Origin of the sequence: Serratia sp. (in: enterobacteria) (assembly GCF_046715635.1) — a bacterium.
Classification (GTDB): domain Bacteria; phylum Pseudomonadota; class Gammaproteobacteria; order Enterobacterales; family Enterobacteriaceae; genus Chania.
On the sequence record NZ_JBKJYW010000541.1, the window covers coordinates 1 to 16,663 of the forward strand.

13 protein-coding genes and 1 pseudogene are annotated in these 16,663 nt (G+C 53.7%); 5 read left to right on the forward strand and 9 right to left on the reverse strand.

The window, feature by feature from the left end; translation table 11 throughout:
- Nucleotides 1-102 precede the first annotated feature (102 nt).
- The 8 genes and pseudogenes from ACLQ7H_RS28115 to ACLQ7H_RS28150 form a co-directional block, all read right to left on the reverse strand.
- Nucleotides 103-861, reverse strand: a pseudogene (locus ACLQ7H_RS28115) (sugar phosphate isomerase/epimerase family protein).
- 417 nt (nucleotides 862-1,278) lie between these two features.
- Nucleotides 1,279-2,313, reverse strand: coding sequence for a LacI family DNA-binding transcriptional regulator (locus tag ACLQ7H_RS28120; protein WP_411755511.1), 1,035 nt, complete (start codon nucleotides 2,311-2,313; stop codon nucleotides 1,279-1,281).
- Nucleotides 2,314-2,442: 129 nt separating this feature from the next.
- Nucleotides 2,443-3,105, reverse strand: a complete 663-nt coding sequence (locus tag ACLQ7H_RS28125) for an OmpA family lipoprotein (RefSeq protein ID WP_411755512.1) — start codon at nucleotides 3,103-3,105, stop codon at nucleotides 2,443-2,445.
- Nucleotides 3,106-3,384: 279 nt separating this feature from the next.
- Nucleotides 3,385-4,821, reverse strand: a complete 1,437-nt coding sequence (locus tag ACLQ7H_RS28130) for a 6-phospho-beta-glucosidase (RefSeq protein WP_411755513.1) — start codon at nucleotides 4,819-4,821, stop codon at nucleotides 3,385-3,387.
- A 26-nt stretch (nucleotides 4,822-4,847) separates the two neighbouring features.
- Nucleotides 4,848-6,356: a PTS transporter subunit EIIC gene (locus ACLQ7H_RS28135; protein WP_411755514.1), complete on the reverse strand. Its 1,509-nt coding sequence runs from the start codon at nucleotides 6,354-6,356 to the stop codon at nucleotides 4,848-4,850.
- A 177-nt stretch (nucleotides 6,357-6,533) separates the two neighbouring features.
- The gene (locus ACLQ7H_RS28140; RefSeq protein ID WP_411755515.1) at nucleotides 6,534-7,265 is read right to left on the reverse strand and encodes a MurR/RpiR family transcriptional regulator; all 732 of its coding nucleotides are present in this window, start codon (nucleotides 7,263-7,265) and stop codon (nucleotides 6,534-6,536) included.
- A 76-nt stretch (nucleotides 7,266-7,341) separates the two neighbouring features.
- Nucleotides 7,342-7,788 carry an N-acetyltransferase gene (locus ACLQ7H_RS28145; RefSeq protein ID WP_411755516.1) on the reverse strand — a complete coding sequence of 149 codons (447 nt, stop codon included), beginning with the start codon at nucleotides 7,786-7,788 and terminating at the stop codon, nucleotides 7,342-7,344.
- Nucleotides 7,785-8,357 (reverse strand): DNA-3-methyladenine glycosylase I, encoded by a 573-nt coding sequence (locus ACLQ7H_RS28150; RefSeq protein WP_411755517.1) that lies wholly within the window; start codon nucleotides 8,355-8,357, stop codon nucleotides 7,785-7,787. Before ACLQ7H_RS28150 ends, ACLQ7H_RS28145 begins: the two co-directional genes overlap by 4 nt.
- Nucleotides 8,358-8,660: 303 nt before the next feature.
- On the opposite strand from ACLQ7H_RS28150, the gene ACLQ7H_RS28155 reads away from it, so the two are divergent.
- A complete protein-coding gene (locus ACLQ7H_RS28155; protein ID WP_411755518.1) occupies nucleotides 8,661-10,649 on the forward strand; it encodes an autotransporter outer membrane beta-barrel domain-containing protein in 1,989 nt (662 codons plus the stop codon).
- An 820-nt stretch (nucleotides 10,650-11,469) separates the two neighbouring features.
- Nucleotides 11,470-12,213 (forward strand): helix-turn-helix transcriptional regulator, encoded by a 744-nt coding sequence (locus ACLQ7H_RS28160; protein ID WP_411755519.1) that lies wholly within the window; start codon nucleotides 11,470-11,472, stop codon nucleotides 12,211-12,213.
- Here ACLQ7H_RS28160 and ACLQ7H_RS28165 read toward each other — a convergent pair.
- Nucleotides 12,130-12,834: an acyl-homoserine-lactone synthase gene (locus ACLQ7H_RS28165; RefSeq protein WP_411755520.1), complete on the reverse strand. Its 705-nt coding sequence runs from the start codon at nucleotides 12,832-12,834 to the stop codon at nucleotides 12,130-12,132. The two genes, ACLQ7H_RS28160 and ACLQ7H_RS28165, sit on opposite strands and share 84 nt — an antisense overlap.
- A 437-nt stretch (nucleotides 12,835-13,271) precedes the next feature.
- On the opposite strand from ACLQ7H_RS28165, the gene glyQ reads away from it, so the two are divergent.
- The 3 genes from glyQ to ACLQ7H_RS28180 form a co-directional block, all read left to right on the forward strand.
- A complete protein-coding gene (gene glyQ, locus ACLQ7H_RS28170; RefSeq protein WP_021181351.1) occupies nucleotides 13,272-14,180 on the forward strand; it encodes a glycine--tRNA ligase subunit alpha in 909 nt (302 codons plus the stop codon).
- Between the two features lie 8 nt (nucleotides 14,181-14,188).
- Entirely contained in the window at nucleotides 14,189-16,258 is a 2,070-nt protein-coding gene (gene glyS / locus ACLQ7H_RS28175) for a glycine--tRNA ligase subunit beta (protein WP_411755521.1), read from the forward strand.
- Nucleotides 16,259-16,456: 198 nt separating this feature from the next.
- Nucleotides 16,457-16,663 (forward strand): DUF3053 family protein (locus ACLQ7H_RS28180; RefSeq protein WP_411755522.1); only part of this gene is annotated, 207 nt, incomplete at its 3' end.

Here is a 16,663-nt window from a genome sequence, read left to right on the forward strand (position 1 = left end):
TGGTAAAGCTTTCTACCTCGGCCAGATCGCCGGTTTGCGCCGCGACGAACATCGCCATGGCTTCACCCAGCGTTACGACGTCTAAAGAATTTTGCGTATTCATCATGCCTGCTCCCCACGTAACACATCCACGTAGTGGCGGGTTACCGCCTCCAGATCGCTGCCCTGTAGCGGGAACTCGATGCCGCGTGGCACATCCTGTGGCAAGCGGGCCAGCACTTCGCGCCAGCTGCCGTCGGTGTCATCCAGGGCAATGGCGCGCCAGCCGCGTGGGCCAAGGGTGGCGGCTTTAACATGAATATAGCCGACGTGTGCGGCCAGCAGATTGGCGGCGGCCAGGGCGTCTTGCCCCACCCAATGCCAGTTGGCCATGTCGAACGTCATACCGACCGGCAGTTGGCTCTCTTCCACCGCATGGAAAAAGGCGTTCATTAACGACAGGATGCCGCAGTCTGGCGTTTGATCGTTCTCGACCACCAGTTGGGTTGCGGATTGCCTCAGCGCGATTTTTAACTCGGTAAAGTCAAAGCCCGGTTGGTAGTGACCCAAGGCCAGCTTGAGACGGCTGGCTTACAGGATCTTCGCCTCAGCCAAAAAGGCGGGCAGATTCGGGTTAAGGGTATGCTGTGGCGTAAACAGTGACTCAGGTGCGGAATACACGGCGGCCAGTTGGTGTTGCTGTAGGGCTTTTGCCAGGGCTGGTAAATCGTCCAGCTCCTGTGGGGAAAGCAGTTCACGGCGGATTTCCACGCCGTCGGCACCTGCTTGGGCGATAAGGGGTAATAGCGCCGCCTGACCACCTAGCTGATGTACCTTGTCGTTGCCGTAGGCGCTGGTTACTACAATAATCTGTTGCTTCATCTTTTGGCTCCTGAGGTGACCTAACACCACCGCTACTGTTGTTATCACGGTAAATGGAACCGGTTCCATTGAAAAGTAGCAGCATGCAGAATTATGATCGCAATCACGGAGTTGGTTAAAAAATGGCCCCTCACCCCAACCCGCTCCCACAGGGAGAGGGAGCTGATAGCCCCTGCTCTGATGGATGAACGAAGATAATGTCAGCAAAGCTTGAGCCTCCATTTATCCAGGGAGAGTCAACAAATGCACATGATGAGTCAACGTACTTTCAGTGGGCTTTTGTGGGAGCTGTCCAGGGTAAGTAGTTAGTCCGTGCAGCTTTGGAAAGTAGGGAGTAAGAATAAGAAAGGTAAGGTATTACGCAAAGCAATCAATGAACTCGATCGGTCCCCTCTCCCTGTGGGAGAGGGTGAGGGGTCAACGCTGGGTGGAGCCGCGAACGATCAACTCACCGGAGAATAGCTGCTCGCTAACGGGGGCATCGAAGCCTTGGATACGCTGCACCAGCAGCTCCAACGCGGCATGCCCTATCTGGTAGGTGGGTTGTTTCAGGGTGGTGATCCCCACCCCGGCCAGTTCGGCCCAATCCAGTTCGTCAAACCCCAGCAGGCCAATGTCGTTGCCCCACTGCATCCCCAGATGGCGCATAGCGCGCGCAACTTGCAGCGTTAAGGCACCGTTGGCGGAGATCACCGCTTTGCGCATTCCGCGATGGCGGGTATTGAAGGTCTGTAATACCGTCGCCAGCTTTTCGGCGTCGTTGAGCGGAGTTTCAGCCTGCTCGGCGGACAAATCGGGATGTTTGGCCATGGTCTGGCGAAAGGCGTGCAGACGCTCAAGCCGGGTATTTACGGTGCCAATCGGCTCACTGAGGAACAGGATCGCCTCGAAACCCTGTTGCAACAGGTGTTCCGTTGCGGTGGCGGTGGCTTCGTGGTTATTCAAACCCACCACATCGCAGGCAAAGTCGGGGATTTTACGGTCGATCAGCACCATCGGCAGCATCGACTGTTGCAGCATGGAGAGCGCGTCTTCGCGCATCCCGACGGCGTTCACCACAATCCCTTCCACCCGGTAGCTGCTCAGCAACTGTAGATAGTGCTGTTCCTGATTGATCTCGTTATTGGTGTTACACACCAGCAGGGTAAAGCCATGCTGGCGGCAGGCGGCTTCGATACCGCGCATCACGTCAACGGAATAGGGATTGGTGATATCGGCGATGATCAGGCCGATCAGCCGCGTTTGTCCGCCTTTCAGGCTGCGTGCCATCTGGCTTGGGCGATAGTCGAGCTGCTGGATCGCGATGTCGATACGTTGTTTGAGAGCGTCGGAGAGCAGGTGCTGTTCACCATTGAGATAGCGCGACACGCTGGTTTTGCCGGTTTGGGCGTGTTTTGCCACATCATTGATGGTGGCGCGCCCTGAGGCACGCGTTGCTTTATCACTGCTCACAGCCAATCTCCCCTGCGGTTTAATGCCAAGGAGACTAACACACCAAGCCTAAAGCCGGGAATGACCCATGTCAGGATGCGGGCTGTGGCAGGAAATGCGTACCGGCGGGGGTCATGGCCCCGCACGGGTTTACTGCAGCGGGCTGAGGGTGATCTCAACGCGGCGGTTTTGCGCCTTGCCTGCGGTGGTGCTGTTGGAGGCAATCGGGTTATCCGGGCCGGCACCGGTTGAGCGGATGCGGTTGGCGGCGACCCCTTGGGTGATCAGCGCGCTAGCCACACCGTCTGCACGTTGCTGGGAGAGCGTCATATTATGCGCGCGAGCCCCGGTGCTGTCGGTGTAACCCACTACGTTGATGGCGGTTTTTTCATATTCTTTCAGCACCATCGCCACGCCGGTCAGGGTGTTGGCACCCGCCGGTTTCAGCGTGCTGCTGTCGGTATCAAAGGTCACGTTATTCGGCATGTTCAGCACGATATTATCGCCCTGACGGGTAACGCTAACGCCGGTGCCTTTCATTTTGTCGCGCAGTTTGGCTTCCTGCACGTCCATGTAGTATCCGGCGCCACCGCCCAATGCGGCACCGGCTGCGGCGCCGATCAGCGCGCCTTTACCACGGTCTTTTTTCGATGAAGAGATCATGCCGATACCGGCACCCAGGGCTGCGCCAACGCCAGCGCCAATACCGGACTTGCCGGCTTCTGACTCCCCGGTGTAAGGGTTGGTGGTACAAGCCGATAGCGTCATGGCAACGGCTACCGCACCAGCAATTATCGCAATGCGTTTTTTCATTGTTAGTTCCTTTAAAAGCAGGGATATCTGCGCGCGCTACTCCAAGCTGGAGGCGCAAAATCATCGGCATTCAGCCGCGAACCCACAACGGGCCGCGCTACTGAGACGTGCCTTTTGACCCGCAGTTCCGGAAAAATTCGTGACAAATTATGAACCTGTAAACCAGGCAGGAAGGTAGCCGCCAAATCGCCGCTTGGGAACCAGAACAAACTGAAATAATGCCGGGGTGATTGATCTTTCGGACAAAGGGGCGAAGAGATTCGCCCCGATGAGATGCGGTTAGGCTAACGTTTCGCCATTGCTGGCGATCACGCGGCGATACCAGTCGAAGCTCTGTTTCTTCGAGCGGGCAAAGGTGCCGCTGCCGTCGTCGTGCTTATCTACGTAGATAAAGCCGTAGCGCTTACTGTATTGCCCGGTGGTGAAGGACACGCAGTCGATACAGCCCCAGGGGGTGAAGCCCATCAGCTCAACGCCGTCGTCGATCACCGCTTTTTTCATCTGGTCGATATGCGAACGCAGATAGGCGATGCGGTAGTCGTCGTGGATCTGGCCATCAGCTTCGGGCTTATCCAGCGCACCGAAGCCGTTCTCGACGATAAACAGCGGCTTCTGGTAGCGTTCATAGAGGATATTGAGCGTATAACGCAGCCCCACCGGGTCGATCTGCCAACCCCAGTCAGAGGCTTTCACATAAGGGTTCGGCACGCTGCCTTCAAAACCGGCCAGGGCCGTACCCGCGCCGATGGAGTCCGCCTGCACCGCGTTACTCATGTAGTAGCTCAGGCCGATATAGTCGGCGCAGCCTTCACGCAGGATCTGCTCATCTTCCGGCTGCATCTGGATGTGGTAACCCTTGCGCTCCCATTCGTGCAGAATGTAGGACGGGTAATAGCCGCGCATATGCACATCGCCAAACAGGAAGCGTTCACGCATCGCCTCTTGGGCATACATCACGTCGTCCGGATTGCAGGAGAACGGATACAGCGGCACCATGGCAATCATGCAACCAATCTGCAGTGCCGGGTTGATGGCATGCCCCAGCTTGACCACCTGCGCGCTGGCGACAAACTGATGGTGCAGCACTTGGTACATACACTCTTCCGGGTTCGGTTCCTGAGTGAAAATCACCCCTGAACAGCAGTAGCCGAACAGCGGGGTCTTCCAGTTGCGCTGGTTGTTAATCTCGTTGAAGGTCATCCAGTACTTCACTTTGTGCTGGTAACGGGAGATGACCACTTCGCTAAAGCGCACAAAGAAATCGACTACCTTGCGGTTCTTCCAGCCGCCATACTCTTTCACCAGATGCCATGGCATCTCAAAGTGGGAAAGGGTGATCACCGGCTCAATGCCGTATTTCAGCAATTCGTCAAACAGGTTGTCGTAGAACTGCAATCCTTCCTCGTTCGGCTCCCGTTCATCCCCCAGAGGGAAGATGCGCGACCAGGCAATCGAGGTACGGAAGCACTTGAAACCCATTTCGGCAAACAGCGCGATATCGCCTTGATAACGGTGATAGAAGTCCACCGCGTCGTGGTTGGCGTAGAGGTAGCCTGGTTCAATGCCGTTGGTGATCACGCGATCGACGCCGTGGGCACCGCTGGACAGCACATCGACGATGCTTGGGCCTTTTCCGCCCTGATCCCAGCCGCCTTCAACCTGATGCGCCGCTACCGCGCCGCCCCACAGGAAATCATCCGGTAACTGTTTTTTCATAACGTTGCTTCTCTTGGTAGATGAATTTAGGCCATTTCAGGCTTGTTGAGCGGTGCCGTTGGCGCGGGTTGTTGTTCTTTAAAGCCGACGATATAGGTCAGTACCGCACCAAGCACAAACGCCACGCAGATGGATAGCAGGAAGCCAAGGAACTGCGGCATATGGCCTTCTTTAAAGAACACCGGCAGCACGGCAATCCCCGGCAGGCAATAGCTCCATGACACCGCGTTGAAGGCTCCGGCAATGGAACCGCCGACCGCACCGGCGATACAGCCACAAATCATTGGCCGCTTCAGACGCAGCGCTACGCCGTAGATGGCAGGCTCCGTGATGCCAAACAGGGCGGTCATGCCCGCAGACAGCGAAACGCGCTTCATCTCCGGGTCTTTGGATTTCAAATAGACGCCCAGCACGGCACCCGCCATGGCAAATACCGGGGAGGCTTGCAGGCCGGTAAAAGTGTCATAGCCCAGCGTGGCATAGTTCCCCACGGTGACCGGCGTGATCCCCCAGTGTACGCCCAGCGTCACCAGCGGCATCCACAGTGCGCCTACTACCGCTCCGGCAATGGAAGGGCTGAGGTGATACAGCGTGTTATAGACGCCACCGATGGCCCCGCCAATCATGTTGCCGATCGGGCCAAAGGCCAGCAGCGTCAGCGGTACCATGATCGCGATACAGAACATTGGGGTGAACAGGTTGCGGATCACCAGCGGCAGGATGCGTTCAAAGAAACGCTGCACATAAGACATGATCCAGACCATCAGGATGATCGGGATCACCGAGGCGGTATAGCTGAGATACTGCACCGGCATACCCAGGAAGGTGAGCGGATCGGCATTAATCGGGATACCGGCCACTTCGGCTAGTACCTTGGCAATCTGTGGGTTATTGACGGCTTCCTGCATCAAAGCCTGCATGGCCGGATCGGCAGAGTTTACCAACAGGATTTTATTGGCGGTGAGCATGTTCATGTAGTCTGGGGAGACCAGCGCACAGGCCGCGATCACTGCGGTGAACGGATTGACGTTGAATTTTTTCGCGGCGGTGAAGGCCACCATCACCGGCAGGAAGGTGAAGCCGGTCCAGGAAACGAAGTTGAGAATGCGGTAGGTACCGCTGGCCGGATCCATCCAGCCTAAGGCAGCAAACAGCGAGATGAGCCCCTGCAACACCCCACAGGCCGCCAGCGGATACAGGAAGGGGGCAAAGATACTGGAGATAATGTCCATCAGGCGGCTGACGATGCCGACGTTTGGCGCGCTGACCGCCACGTTCTCATCCATCTTGACCCGTTTGAGCACTTCCCGATAGGCGTCGCCGACGTGGTTGCCGATCACCACCTGCAATTGGCCACTGGATTCGATAACGGTAATCACGCCTTTGACGCGTTTCAACGTGTCTTTATCGGCCTGGCTGATATCTTTTAAAATAAATCGCAAACGCGTTGCGCAATGTGTGACATTAATCACATTATTATCGCCACCAATCAGGCGCACGATCTCTTTTGCTGAATCAGCATAATTAATTGCCATCAACGTAACTCCATCTATGAGGTACAGATATATCGGGCTTTATTGTCAGTGTTTGGGTTATAGCTGAAGGGATAGTAGCAAATAAGATGAGGAAGTCACGATATAACAAAACGACGAAAAGGTGATTTGTCACATTAAAAAAACAGGGTGTTATTTCACTCTTTTCAACTAAGGAAATTAATGACCAAGACTTTTGGCCAACTTTTTTCCTATTGCTTCCAACATATACATCACCGGTACCTGAGTGGTGATATCGTACTCGCTGGCAATGCGGATTTGCGGCATGTGGTAAGAGAGGTTAAAGTCCGCCATGCGCGCCAGTGATGAGGTTTCACTGTTGGTAATGCTGACGATCTTGCAGTTATGCAGGCTAAATTGGCTGGCCAGTTTGAGAATTTCCGGCGTTTCCCCAGAAACCGATAAAATAATGGCCACCGCGTTTTTATACATATCGCTGCTGATGGGATAATAAGGGTCATCGATATAATTACTGAATTTACCGACGTTAGAGAAAAAACGAGCGCCGTACTTACCCAGTGTGCCGGATGTCCCTGCCCCGACAAAGATGATCCTTTCTGCGGCGGTAATGTGTGCTGCCGCATCCGTAATTAACTGTTCAAACTCATCATTGTTAATACTCTTGAAGAAGCTGACAATTTCGCTGACGCCGGAGGTTAACAGCAGTTTATCTTCCTGCTCCAGATAGAGTTTAAAGCGAATACGGAATTCCGAATAGCCGCTGAAATTCATTTTCTTACAAAAGCGTAATACCGTGGTGGTGGAAACCTTGGCACTGTCCGCCAGCTCGCGAATGGTCATATACATGACCTTGTCCTTATTTTTGATGACATAGTTGTACACCATCAATTCGAGACCGTTGAGCTTGGATAAGGCGATATGGGTAAACATGCTGGATCTCGTCGACAAGGTTGGCTGCCAAAGTACCAGAAGCGGGCAGGGATGACAAAGCCCGCCCGCCGCTTCTTCAGGGGGAGCGCAGTTCGGCGGCCACCCAGTTCATGATCAGCGTATGGGCCTGGGTCTCCTGATTGAACTGGCGTTGTCCTTCACTGAACCCAAGCTTGCGGTAAAAGGCGCAGGCCCGCAGATTCTGCTCGTACACCTCCAGGCTTAGCCAGCCGTGCTGTTGCTGCACGTGCTCCATCAGCGCGGCACCGACGCCTTGGCCGTGGAAGTGCTCATCGACAAACAGCGCGCCCACGAAGCGTTCATCCAGCACGCTGATAAAACCGGCGATCTGCTGGTGGTGCAGATAAACCCAGGTTTTGGCGCGTGGCAGATAGCTTTCGCGCACCAACTGGGCGGTTTGCTGCCAATAATCGCCCGCGATAAACGGATGGGCCTGGGTGGTGCTTGCCAACCACAGCGCCATCAGCGGCTCGATATCGGCCGGAACGGCGGTGCGGATCATGCCTGGCTCTGCTTTGGGTGGCAGAAGCAACCGCTAAGATGATCGTTCACCAAGCCACAGGCCTGCATAAAGGCATAGCAGGTGGTTGAGCCGATAAATTTAAAGCCGCGCTTTTTTAACGCCTTGGACAGAGCATCGGACTGTTCGGTTTTGGCGGGGACTTCGCCAAGCGCCTGCCAGTGATTAAGCAGCGGTTTGCCGGTGACGAACTGCCAGATAAAGGTGACAAAATCCTCTCCGGCGGCTTCCATCGCCAGATAGGCTTTGGCATTGTTGATAATGGCCTCGATCTTGCCGCGATGGCGGATGATACCGCTGTCTTGCATCAGCGTTGCCACGTCTTGCTCGGTCATGGCTGCGATGCGCTGCGGATCGAAATTGTGGAAGGCACGGCGGTAGTTTTCACGTTTTTTCAGCACGGTGATCCAGGAAAGACCGGCCTGCTGGCCTTCCAGGCACAGCATTTCGAACAGCTCGCGTGCGTCGGTGGTGGGTACGCCCCATTCCTTGTCATGATACTCAAGATATAGCGGATCGGCGGTAACCCAACCGCAGCGTTCGTTGGCCATACGAGGATTCCTTATGCTGTATTTATTTACAGGTAATCATCGCCGGAAGCCGCCTGCTTGGCAACCCTTTGCACGATTTATCGTCAGTTAACTTGACGTTATGTGAAATCCCGCAATATTTACTACATAGCCTTGGTGATAAAGGCTAACGATAAGAACAGTGATTGAGAATGATGACAGAGTGGCAATAGGTCGCACGGGTTCGACCGTTGGGGCGCTGCATGCTGTGCCCGTTTAGCAAGCCGATTGTGGTTTGTCAGCAGTCTCAAATCTCCTCTATTTCTGACTCTCAGGAGTCTATTTATGCCTCTGAAAATACAGGGTAAGCACACCCTAACGGTGCTTGCCGTGGCTTTAGCTTTTTGCCTCAGTGCTACGGCACAGGCTTATGATCAACTTTACGTGTTTGGTGACAGCCTGAGTGATACTGGCAATAACGGCCGTTTCACCTATGACAGTAACCAACATCAGCTGTATGACGAAATACTGGGCCAACGCATTGGTGCTGCGCTGGTGGCGTCCGATAACGGTGGCTACAACTATGCTGCCGGTGGTGGCGTGGCCGTACCGGCGCTTAACCCGGCGGATAACACCGAGGATCAGGTACAAAGCTACCTTACGCGGGTTAACGGCAGGGCCAACGGCGAGGGTCTGTATATTCACTGGATCGGCGGCAACGATCTGGCCGCTGCGGCGATGAATGTGGCAACCGCACCGGAGGTGGCCTTTACCAGCGCCTTGGCTGCGGCGACGCAGGTGCACGCTTTATTGAACGCCGGTGCCGGGACGGTGATTGTGCCGACGGTGCCGAATATCGGCTCTACCCCACAGCTGATGGAGCTGATTATCCAACAGGCGTTGGGGCCGGTGCAGGGCGCGGCCATCCTGGCGGCTTACGGCAAGCTGAATACCATCGCCACGCCGGGTAACGCTTCGCGCCAGCAGGCGATCCATCAAGCATTAGGGGCCGCGGCACAGCAGGCCAGCAACAATCCACAGGTGCAGCAGGCCATTGCTGCTCAATTGAGCACGGCTTTTGACAGTTTCAGCGCCCAGGCGGCCCAGCTTACCGATTTTTATAACCAGAGCGAAGATCGCCTGTTGGCTCAGGGGGGCGGTAATATCGTGCGCGTTGATATCAACCAACTGTTCGGCGAGGCGATTGCCAATCCGGGCCAGTTTGGTTTTACCAACACCGCCGGTATGGCCTGCCCAGCGGGAGTCTCTTCGGCGGTATGCAGTTCAGCCATGCCGGGCTTTAACAGCGAGCAGGCTTATCTGTTTGCCGATCATTTCCATCCTGGCCCACAGGCTCACCAATTGATCGCCGATTATATTCAGGCGGTATTGGATGGTCCGGCGCAGGCGGTGGCTCTCAACCAGGCAACCGCCGCCTTTGCGCGTGATAGCCGTGCCACCTTGGACAGCCGTTTTCAGCAGTTACGCACCAGCAGCAATCCGCAAGGGTCGTTGGGCGTGTTCGGCGGCTATGCCGGGCAACGATATGATTACTCAGCCAATACGCTTGCTGGAGATGGCGACGCTACCACGCATAACCTAACGCTGGGCGTGGATTACCAACTGACGGATGAGTGGCTGATAGGGGCGCTGCTCTCGGGTTCTAACGATAATCAACAACCTTCCAGCCGTTACGATTATAAGGCGCGTGGCGTGCTGCTATCGGCCTTCAGTTCCCTGACGCTGTTTGAGCAGGGATGGGTCAATGCCGATTTGCACTATGCCAGCGTCAATTACGACGATATTAACCGCAGTATGCAACTGGGCTCACTAACCCGCACAGAAACCGGCGATACTGATGGTAAGCAGTGGGGCGCACGCGTCACAACGGGGTATGATTTCCCGATCGCTTCGTACCTGACCACCGGGCCGATGGCCCAGTTTGCCTGGGATTACAGCAACGTCTCCGGTTATAGCGAGAATGGCGACGACAGTACGGCGATGCGTTTCAACGATCAGACCTATCATTCGCAGATCGGCGCGGTAGGATGGCGATTGGATAGCCAGCTCGGGGTAGTTAATCCTTACTTGGAGGTGAGCTATCAGCACCAGTTTGGCGATGGCGTTTACCGGGCAGGCGGTGGATTGAAATCGACCCAGACTTCATTCACCCGCGACAGCGCCAGCCAGGATAAAAACTGGATGGATGTGACCTTAGGGGCGAATATGCCATTGAGCGAGCAGGTGGCGGCGTTTGCGACGGTTTCGCAGACCAGCGGCTTGAGTAGTGGTGAGCAATTTATGTACAACGTGGGGGTCAGCGCGCGTTTTTGAAGGATAGTTTTAATCCTAATTGCCCGGTGCCAGACGGTTTGGTGCCGGGAAGATAATGGGGAATTGTGCTTACCATTTTTACCTGACAATGCCTGATAGACGGGGCCGTGAGCCCTATTCGCCAACGCCTTGCCCAGGCCCTTCACCGAAAAAGTACAGTGCCTGACTGTACTTTAGTATAACTATCATTTGCCCATAAAAGACTTTATTGTTGCGGCATAAGAGCAAAAGATTTAAATATAAAAAAAAACTGATCCCGTTTAAAGGATCAGGAGCCATTTGGCCAACACCAGGGAAAGTTTGTTGCATTATTATAAATAACAGGTTGTCTGTCAATTGTTCTCTCATGCGTTAACCAACGTGTGGGAGGCATTTGCGTGCCTGCAATGATATAAAATACTTATTCTTCCTTCACTGTCTCATCAATTTTTTATCTTTAATCGCCTGATAGTGGTAATAAAGCCGATTTTTAGCGATGTTTATGACATTCCCTCGCTCAAGCTAATAACATCTCTAGCTAAAAAACCGACCTTAAATTGAACACTTGGGTAACTGAAATTTTACCTTCACCCTCGGTTGTTAAAATCACTTATCATCCATTGGTTAAAAACTGACCTTAACATCTCGGATTGCTCCTGGGAAAAAACAGGCTAATCATTTTTAGTCTGCATAAGGATGAACATTATCACTCTGCTAATAATTATAAACCAATGGGTTATTTCTTACTCGAGATTAGTTTTCGTAATGTTTTTATGGTAAACTATTACTTTATGTTGTGCTCTGAAATTTGTAACGGAGATTTCTACAAGGAGATTATTACGTGTCAAGTTTATTCTTTAATAATGAGTTTATTAACTCAGCGATAAAGACTTATTTAGAAAAAAACTTAAGAGAGTATAACAACATAAAGTACGCCTATGCGATTATGAGCAAACGTAATCCCGCCGATTTTGCCATAATTTCCAACAGAACAGAATGGTTCGAGTTTTATACCGCCAATAACTATCAATTTATCGATCCAGTCCTCATTACCGCCTCCCACCGGGTAACCCCTTTTTCCTGGGATGAGAATATCGTGATCCGATCCGGGTTAAAGTTGCCCAAGATTTTTGATATGGCCAAAAACTATAATGTGATCAATGGCTATACGTTAGTACTGCACGATCATAATAATAACCTGGTGGTATTATCGCTGATCATGGATGACTCCTGTGATGAAAATATCGAAGAGACGATCAAAGAGAACCAACATAAGCTGCAGATGCTGCTGATCACCGCCCATGATAAATTGACCGCGCTGTATCACGATCTGAATAACACCAGTGATTTTGACAAGATCAGCCAAAAAGAGCTGTTCTCCAAACGCGAGAATGAGATTATTTACTGGGCAAGCATGGGGAAATCCTATCAGGAAATCGCGCTTATCTTAGGGATCAAGCTCACCACAGTAAAATATCATATCGGCAACGTGGTCAAAAAGTTAGGCGTTACCAACGCCAAACATGCCATCAGGCTTGGCGTCGAGCTGAAGCTCATCAGGCCGGTGCTTCCCGATCGGGAATGACAGTGGCCAGCAGTTTAACGTTGCGTTGCGGCCCGGTGATTTCTGATTGATGCGGTCGATCAGGATTTGCTGATTATGGCTATCTACCGGCATATAAATCAGATAAATATTCTGTTCCTTTTCTGACAGACCGGTTTCAACAATGGAAATCTGCCAGCCAGAGCGTTGGAAAATGATCATCATCGGGTGGCTGACAATCGCATAGATACCTTCATAGCCACGATCTCGCGCATAGTTAATCATCGACAAGAAAAGTATTGAGCTAATCGGGTATTGCCGCAGCTGCATTTCCTGTATCCGTGACTTATCAATGAATAAACGGCTGGCTTCGGTAAAGTTGCCATCGGGCAGGCTTAACTGAGGGAAGTAAGGTTTGAACGTATCGATGATCATCGTCGGGTGTTTAGTTTCGATAAATCGCAGGCTACAGACAATTAATCCCTGATAAACGCCGAATAGATAGGTGGTGTTTTTATTATCGTAAGCATCAAACTCCATGTTTCTTTCGCAGTTTACAATCCAATTCAGGCGATCTTTAAAGGTGGTCTTTCTGAGGGAGAATAATTCATTGGATCTATTATCTGGCAATAAATTATAATCCACATCAAAGAACTCTATCATTTTCATCCTTCCCTAATAAATTTTTAAACTTTACTTTACATGATGCCGTTATCTTTCCACTGTCGGCGATCGTATCAGAGCCAATTCAAGAAGCAATGAATAATGCCAGGCTACCGATGTGGTTTATAATCGATCGATACTTAATAGCTGCGGTTAATAGTGCAACAGGTGGGAGTCTTGCAGAACGCCGACACGCCGTAAACCCGCCCATGTGGGCTCGAATCGCACATCCCAGCGCTCAACGGCCGTAACCGCCAAGACTTCCACCTGTCTCAAGCTGTCGCGGTATTAAACCCCGATCCCGCCTTAAATGGCCGCGAAGCACGCTTTTTTCTCGAAGATTGACACTTGCTGCGGGATTCTGGCTGTATATCTTACGGTCAACGGGTATACTGGCCCATTCTGTTAAATCCACTTGTATCGCGTGCGAAATCAACATGCAAAAGTTTGATACCAAGACCTTTCAGGGTCTGATCCTGACACTACAGGACTATTGGGCGCGCCAGGGCTGCACCATCGTGCAACCGCTGGACATGGAAGTTGGCGCGGGGACATCCCACCCGATGACCTGCCTGCGTGCACTGGGCCCGGAGCCAATGGCCACCGCCTATGTGCAACCGTCACGTCGCCCAACCGACGGCCGTTACGGGGAAAACCCGAACCGCCTGCAGCATTACTACCAATTCCAGGTGGTGATTAAGCCATCGCCAGAAAACATTCAGGAACTCTACCTGGGCTCCTTGAAGGAACTGGGTCTGGATCCGACCATCCACGATATCCGCTTCGTGGAAGACAACTGGGAAAACCCGACGCTCGGCGCCTGGGGGCTGGGTTGGGAAGTGTGGTTAAACGGCATGGAAGTGACGCAGTTTACCTATTTCCAACAGGTTGGTGGTCTGGAGTGCAAACCGGTCACCGGTGAGATCACCTACGGCCTGGAACGCCTGGCGATGTATATCCAGGGCGTGGACAGCGTCTACGATCTGGTGTGGAGCAACGGCCCGTTGGGCGTTACCACCTATGGCGACGTGTTCCATCAGAACGAAGTGGAGCAATCCACCTATAACTTCGAATACGCCGATGTCGATTTCCTGTTCTCCTGCTTCGAGCAGTATGAAAAGGAAGCACAAACGCTGCTGGCACTGGAGAAACCGCTGCCGCTGCCGGCTTATGAACGTATCCTCAAGGCTGCTCATACCTTCAACCTGTTGGATGCACGCAAGGCGATCTCGGTTACCGAGCGTCAGCGCTATATTCTGCGTATTCGCACGCTGACCAAAGCCGTTGCCGAGGCCTACTACGCTTCCCGCGAAGCGCTGGGCTTCCCAATGTGTAACAAGAAGTAGAGGCAGCTATGACACAACAGACTTTCCTGGTGGAAATCGGCACGGAAGAGCTGCCGCCGAAGGCTCTTCGCTCACTGGCAGAAGCCTTTGCTGCCAACTTTACCGCTGAACTGGACAACGCTGGCCTGGAACATGGCGAAGTGAAGTGGTTTGCCGCTCCGCGCCGTCTGGCGTTGAAAGTGGCGGATCTGAGTGCTGCGCAGGCCGATCGTGAAGTTGAAAAACGCGGTCCGGCCATTGCCCAGGCGTTCGACGCCGAAGGCAAACCGAGCAAAGCGGCCGAAGGTTGGGCGCGTGGCTGCGGTATTACCGTCGATCAGGCCGAGCGCCTGGTGACCGATAAAGGCGAATGGCTGCTGTATCGCGCCCATGTGCCGGGCCAATCTGCCCAGCAACTGCTGGCCGGTATGGTGAGCACCGCGCTGTCCAAGCTGCCCATCCCGAAACTGATGCGCTGGGGCGATAAAGAAACCCAGTTTGTCCGCCCTGTGCATACCGTGACCCTGCTGCTGGGTGCAGAACTGATCCCTGGCACCGTGCTGGGTATTGACTCTGCCCGCACTATTCGCGGCCACCGCTTTATGGGTGAAGCCGAATTCACCATCGATAACGCCGATCAATACCCGCAAATCCTGTTGGAGCGCGGCAAAGTGGTGGCGGATTATCAAACGCGTAAAACGTTGATCAAGCGCGATGCCGAGCTGGCTGCACAACAGATTGGCGGTAAAGCCGATCTGAGTGAGAGCCTGCTGGAAGAGGTCACTTCGTTGGTCGAATGGCCAGTGGTGCTGACCGCCAAGTTCGAAGAGAAATTCCTGGCGGTGCCTGCGGAAGCGCTGGTGTACACCATGAAGGGCGATCAGAAGTATTTCCCGGTGTATGACGCCGCGGGAAAACTGCTGCCGAACTTTATCTTCGTCGCCAATATCGAATCGAAAGATCCGCAGCAAATCATCTCCGGTAACGAGAAGGTGGTGCGCCCACGTCTGGCGGATGCCGAGTTCTTCTTCAATACTGACCGCAAGCAACGCCTGGAAGACAACCTGCCGCGTCTGGAAACCGTGCTGTTCCAACAGCAACTGGGCACCCTGCGCGCCAAGACCGACCGTATCCAGGCCATGGCGGGCTGGATCGCCGGCCAGATCGGGGCAGACGTCAACCACGCTACCCGTGCGGGGCTGCTGTCGAAGTGCGATCTGATGACCAACATGGTGTTCGAATTCACCGACACTCAAGGCGTCATGGGTATGCACTATGCGCGCCACGACGGTGAAGCTGAAGACGTGGCGGTGGCGTTGAACGAACAGTACCAACCACGTTTTGCCGGTGATGAACTGCCGCAATCGTTGGTGGCCTGCTCGTTGGCGATCGCCGACAAAATGGACACCCTGGCCGGGATCTTCGGCATCGGGCAACATCCAAAAGGCGATAAAGACCCGTTCGCACTGCGCCGTGCTGCGCTGGGTGTGCTGCGTATCATCGTTGAGAAAAACCTGCCGCTGGATCTGCAAACCCTGACCGAAGAGGCTGTCCGCCTGTATGGTGATAAGCTGACCAACGCCAAGGTCGTGGACGAGGTTGTCGACTTTATGCTGGGCCGTTTCCGCGCCTGGTATCAGGAAGAAGGCCATGCGGTGGATACCATCCAGGCCGTATTGGCACGTCGCCCAACCAGGCCTGCCGACTTCGATGCGCGGGTAAAAGCGGTGACGCATTTCCGTACGCTGGAAGCCGCTGCGGCACTGGCGGCGGCCAACAAGCGCGTTTCCAATATCCTGGCCAAATCCAACGATACGCTGCTGGACCAGGTCCACGCATCGGTATTGAAAGAACCGGCCGAGCTGAAGTTGGCAACCCACTTGGTGGTGCTGCGCGATAAGCTGCAACCGTTCTTCGCCGAAGGCCGCTACCAGGAAGCGCTGGTAGAACTGGCCGCACTGCGTGAAACCGTGGATGCGTTCTTCGACAGCGTGATGGTGATGGCAGAAGATGAAGCGGTGCGCGTGAACCGTCTGACGTTGCTGAGCAAGCTGCGTGAGCTGTTCCTGCAGGTCGCGGATATCTCCGTGCTGCAATAATGGTGTAAAGCCCAAGTCAAAGCGCCTGCGGGCGCTTTTTCATCTCTGATGGCGGCAGCGAAACGGTGACTTATTCTGCGTACCTTGCGGGATCCCATTTCGTATCGCTGGTAGTTGATCTATTCTTGTAGACGCACGGAGGGCGGCAGACGGCATGGAATCTGATAAAAGACACGTTTATAACAGGAGTTATGTCACATGGCTGTAGGGATCCAGAGCAGAAGTTTCGCGCGTTGGCTGGCACCGGTGTTGGCATTGTTGGTGGTTATGCAACTGACCGCCTGCGGCGATAAAGAGCCGGAGCAGCGCAAGGCATTCGTTGATTACTTACAGAATACGGTCATGCGCAGTGGCGTACATATCCCGACGTTGAGCGAAGATCAGAAACAGAAATTCGGTGCTTAT

What these genes read in the sequence shown, in the direction of transcription:
- ACLQ7H_RS28125 (WP_411755512.1), bottom strand. Translation starts at nt 3,105, where the DNA reads ATGAAAAAACGCATTGCGATAATTGCTGGTGCGGTAGCCGTTGCCATG.
- ACLQ7H_RS28130 (WP_411755513.1), bottom strand. Translation starts at nt 4,821, where the DNA reads ATGAAAAAACAGTTACCGGATGATTTCCTGTGGGGCGGCGCGGTAGCG.
- ACLQ7H_RS28135 (WP_411755514.1), bottom strand. Translation starts at nt 6,356, where the DNA reads ATGGCAATTAATTATGCTGATTCAGCAAAAGAGATCGTGCGCCTGATT.
- ACLQ7H_RS28140 (WP_411755515.1), bottom strand. Translation starts at nt 7,265, where the DNA reads ATGTTTACCCATATCGCCTTATCCAAGCTCAACGGTCTCGAATTGATG.
- ACLQ7H_RS28145 (WP_411755516.1), bottom strand. Translation starts at nt 7,788, where the DNA reads ATGATCCGCACCGCCGTTCCGGCCGATATCGAGCCGCTGATGGCGCTG.
- ACLQ7H_RS28150 (WP_411755517.1), bottom strand. Translation starts at nt 8,357, where the DNA reads ATGGCCAACGAACGCTGCGGTTGGGTTACCGCCGATCCGCTATATCTT.
- ACLQ7H_RS28155 (WP_411755518.1), top strand. Translation starts at nt 8,661, where the DNA reads ATGCCTCTGAAAATACAGGGTAAGCACACCCTAACGGTGCTTGCCGTG.
- ACLQ7H_RS28165 (WP_411755520.1), bottom strand. Translation starts at nt 12,834, where the DNA reads ATGATAGAGTTCTTTGATGTGGATTATAATTTATTGCCAGATAATAGA.
- glyQ (WP_021181351.1), top strand. Translation starts at nt 13,272, where the DNA reads ATGCAAAAGTTTGATACCAAGACCTTTCAGGGTCTGATCCTGACACTA.
- glyS (WP_411755521.1), top strand. Translation starts at nt 14,189, where the DNA reads ATGACACAACAGACTTTCCTGGTGGAAATCGGCACGGAAGAGCTGCCG.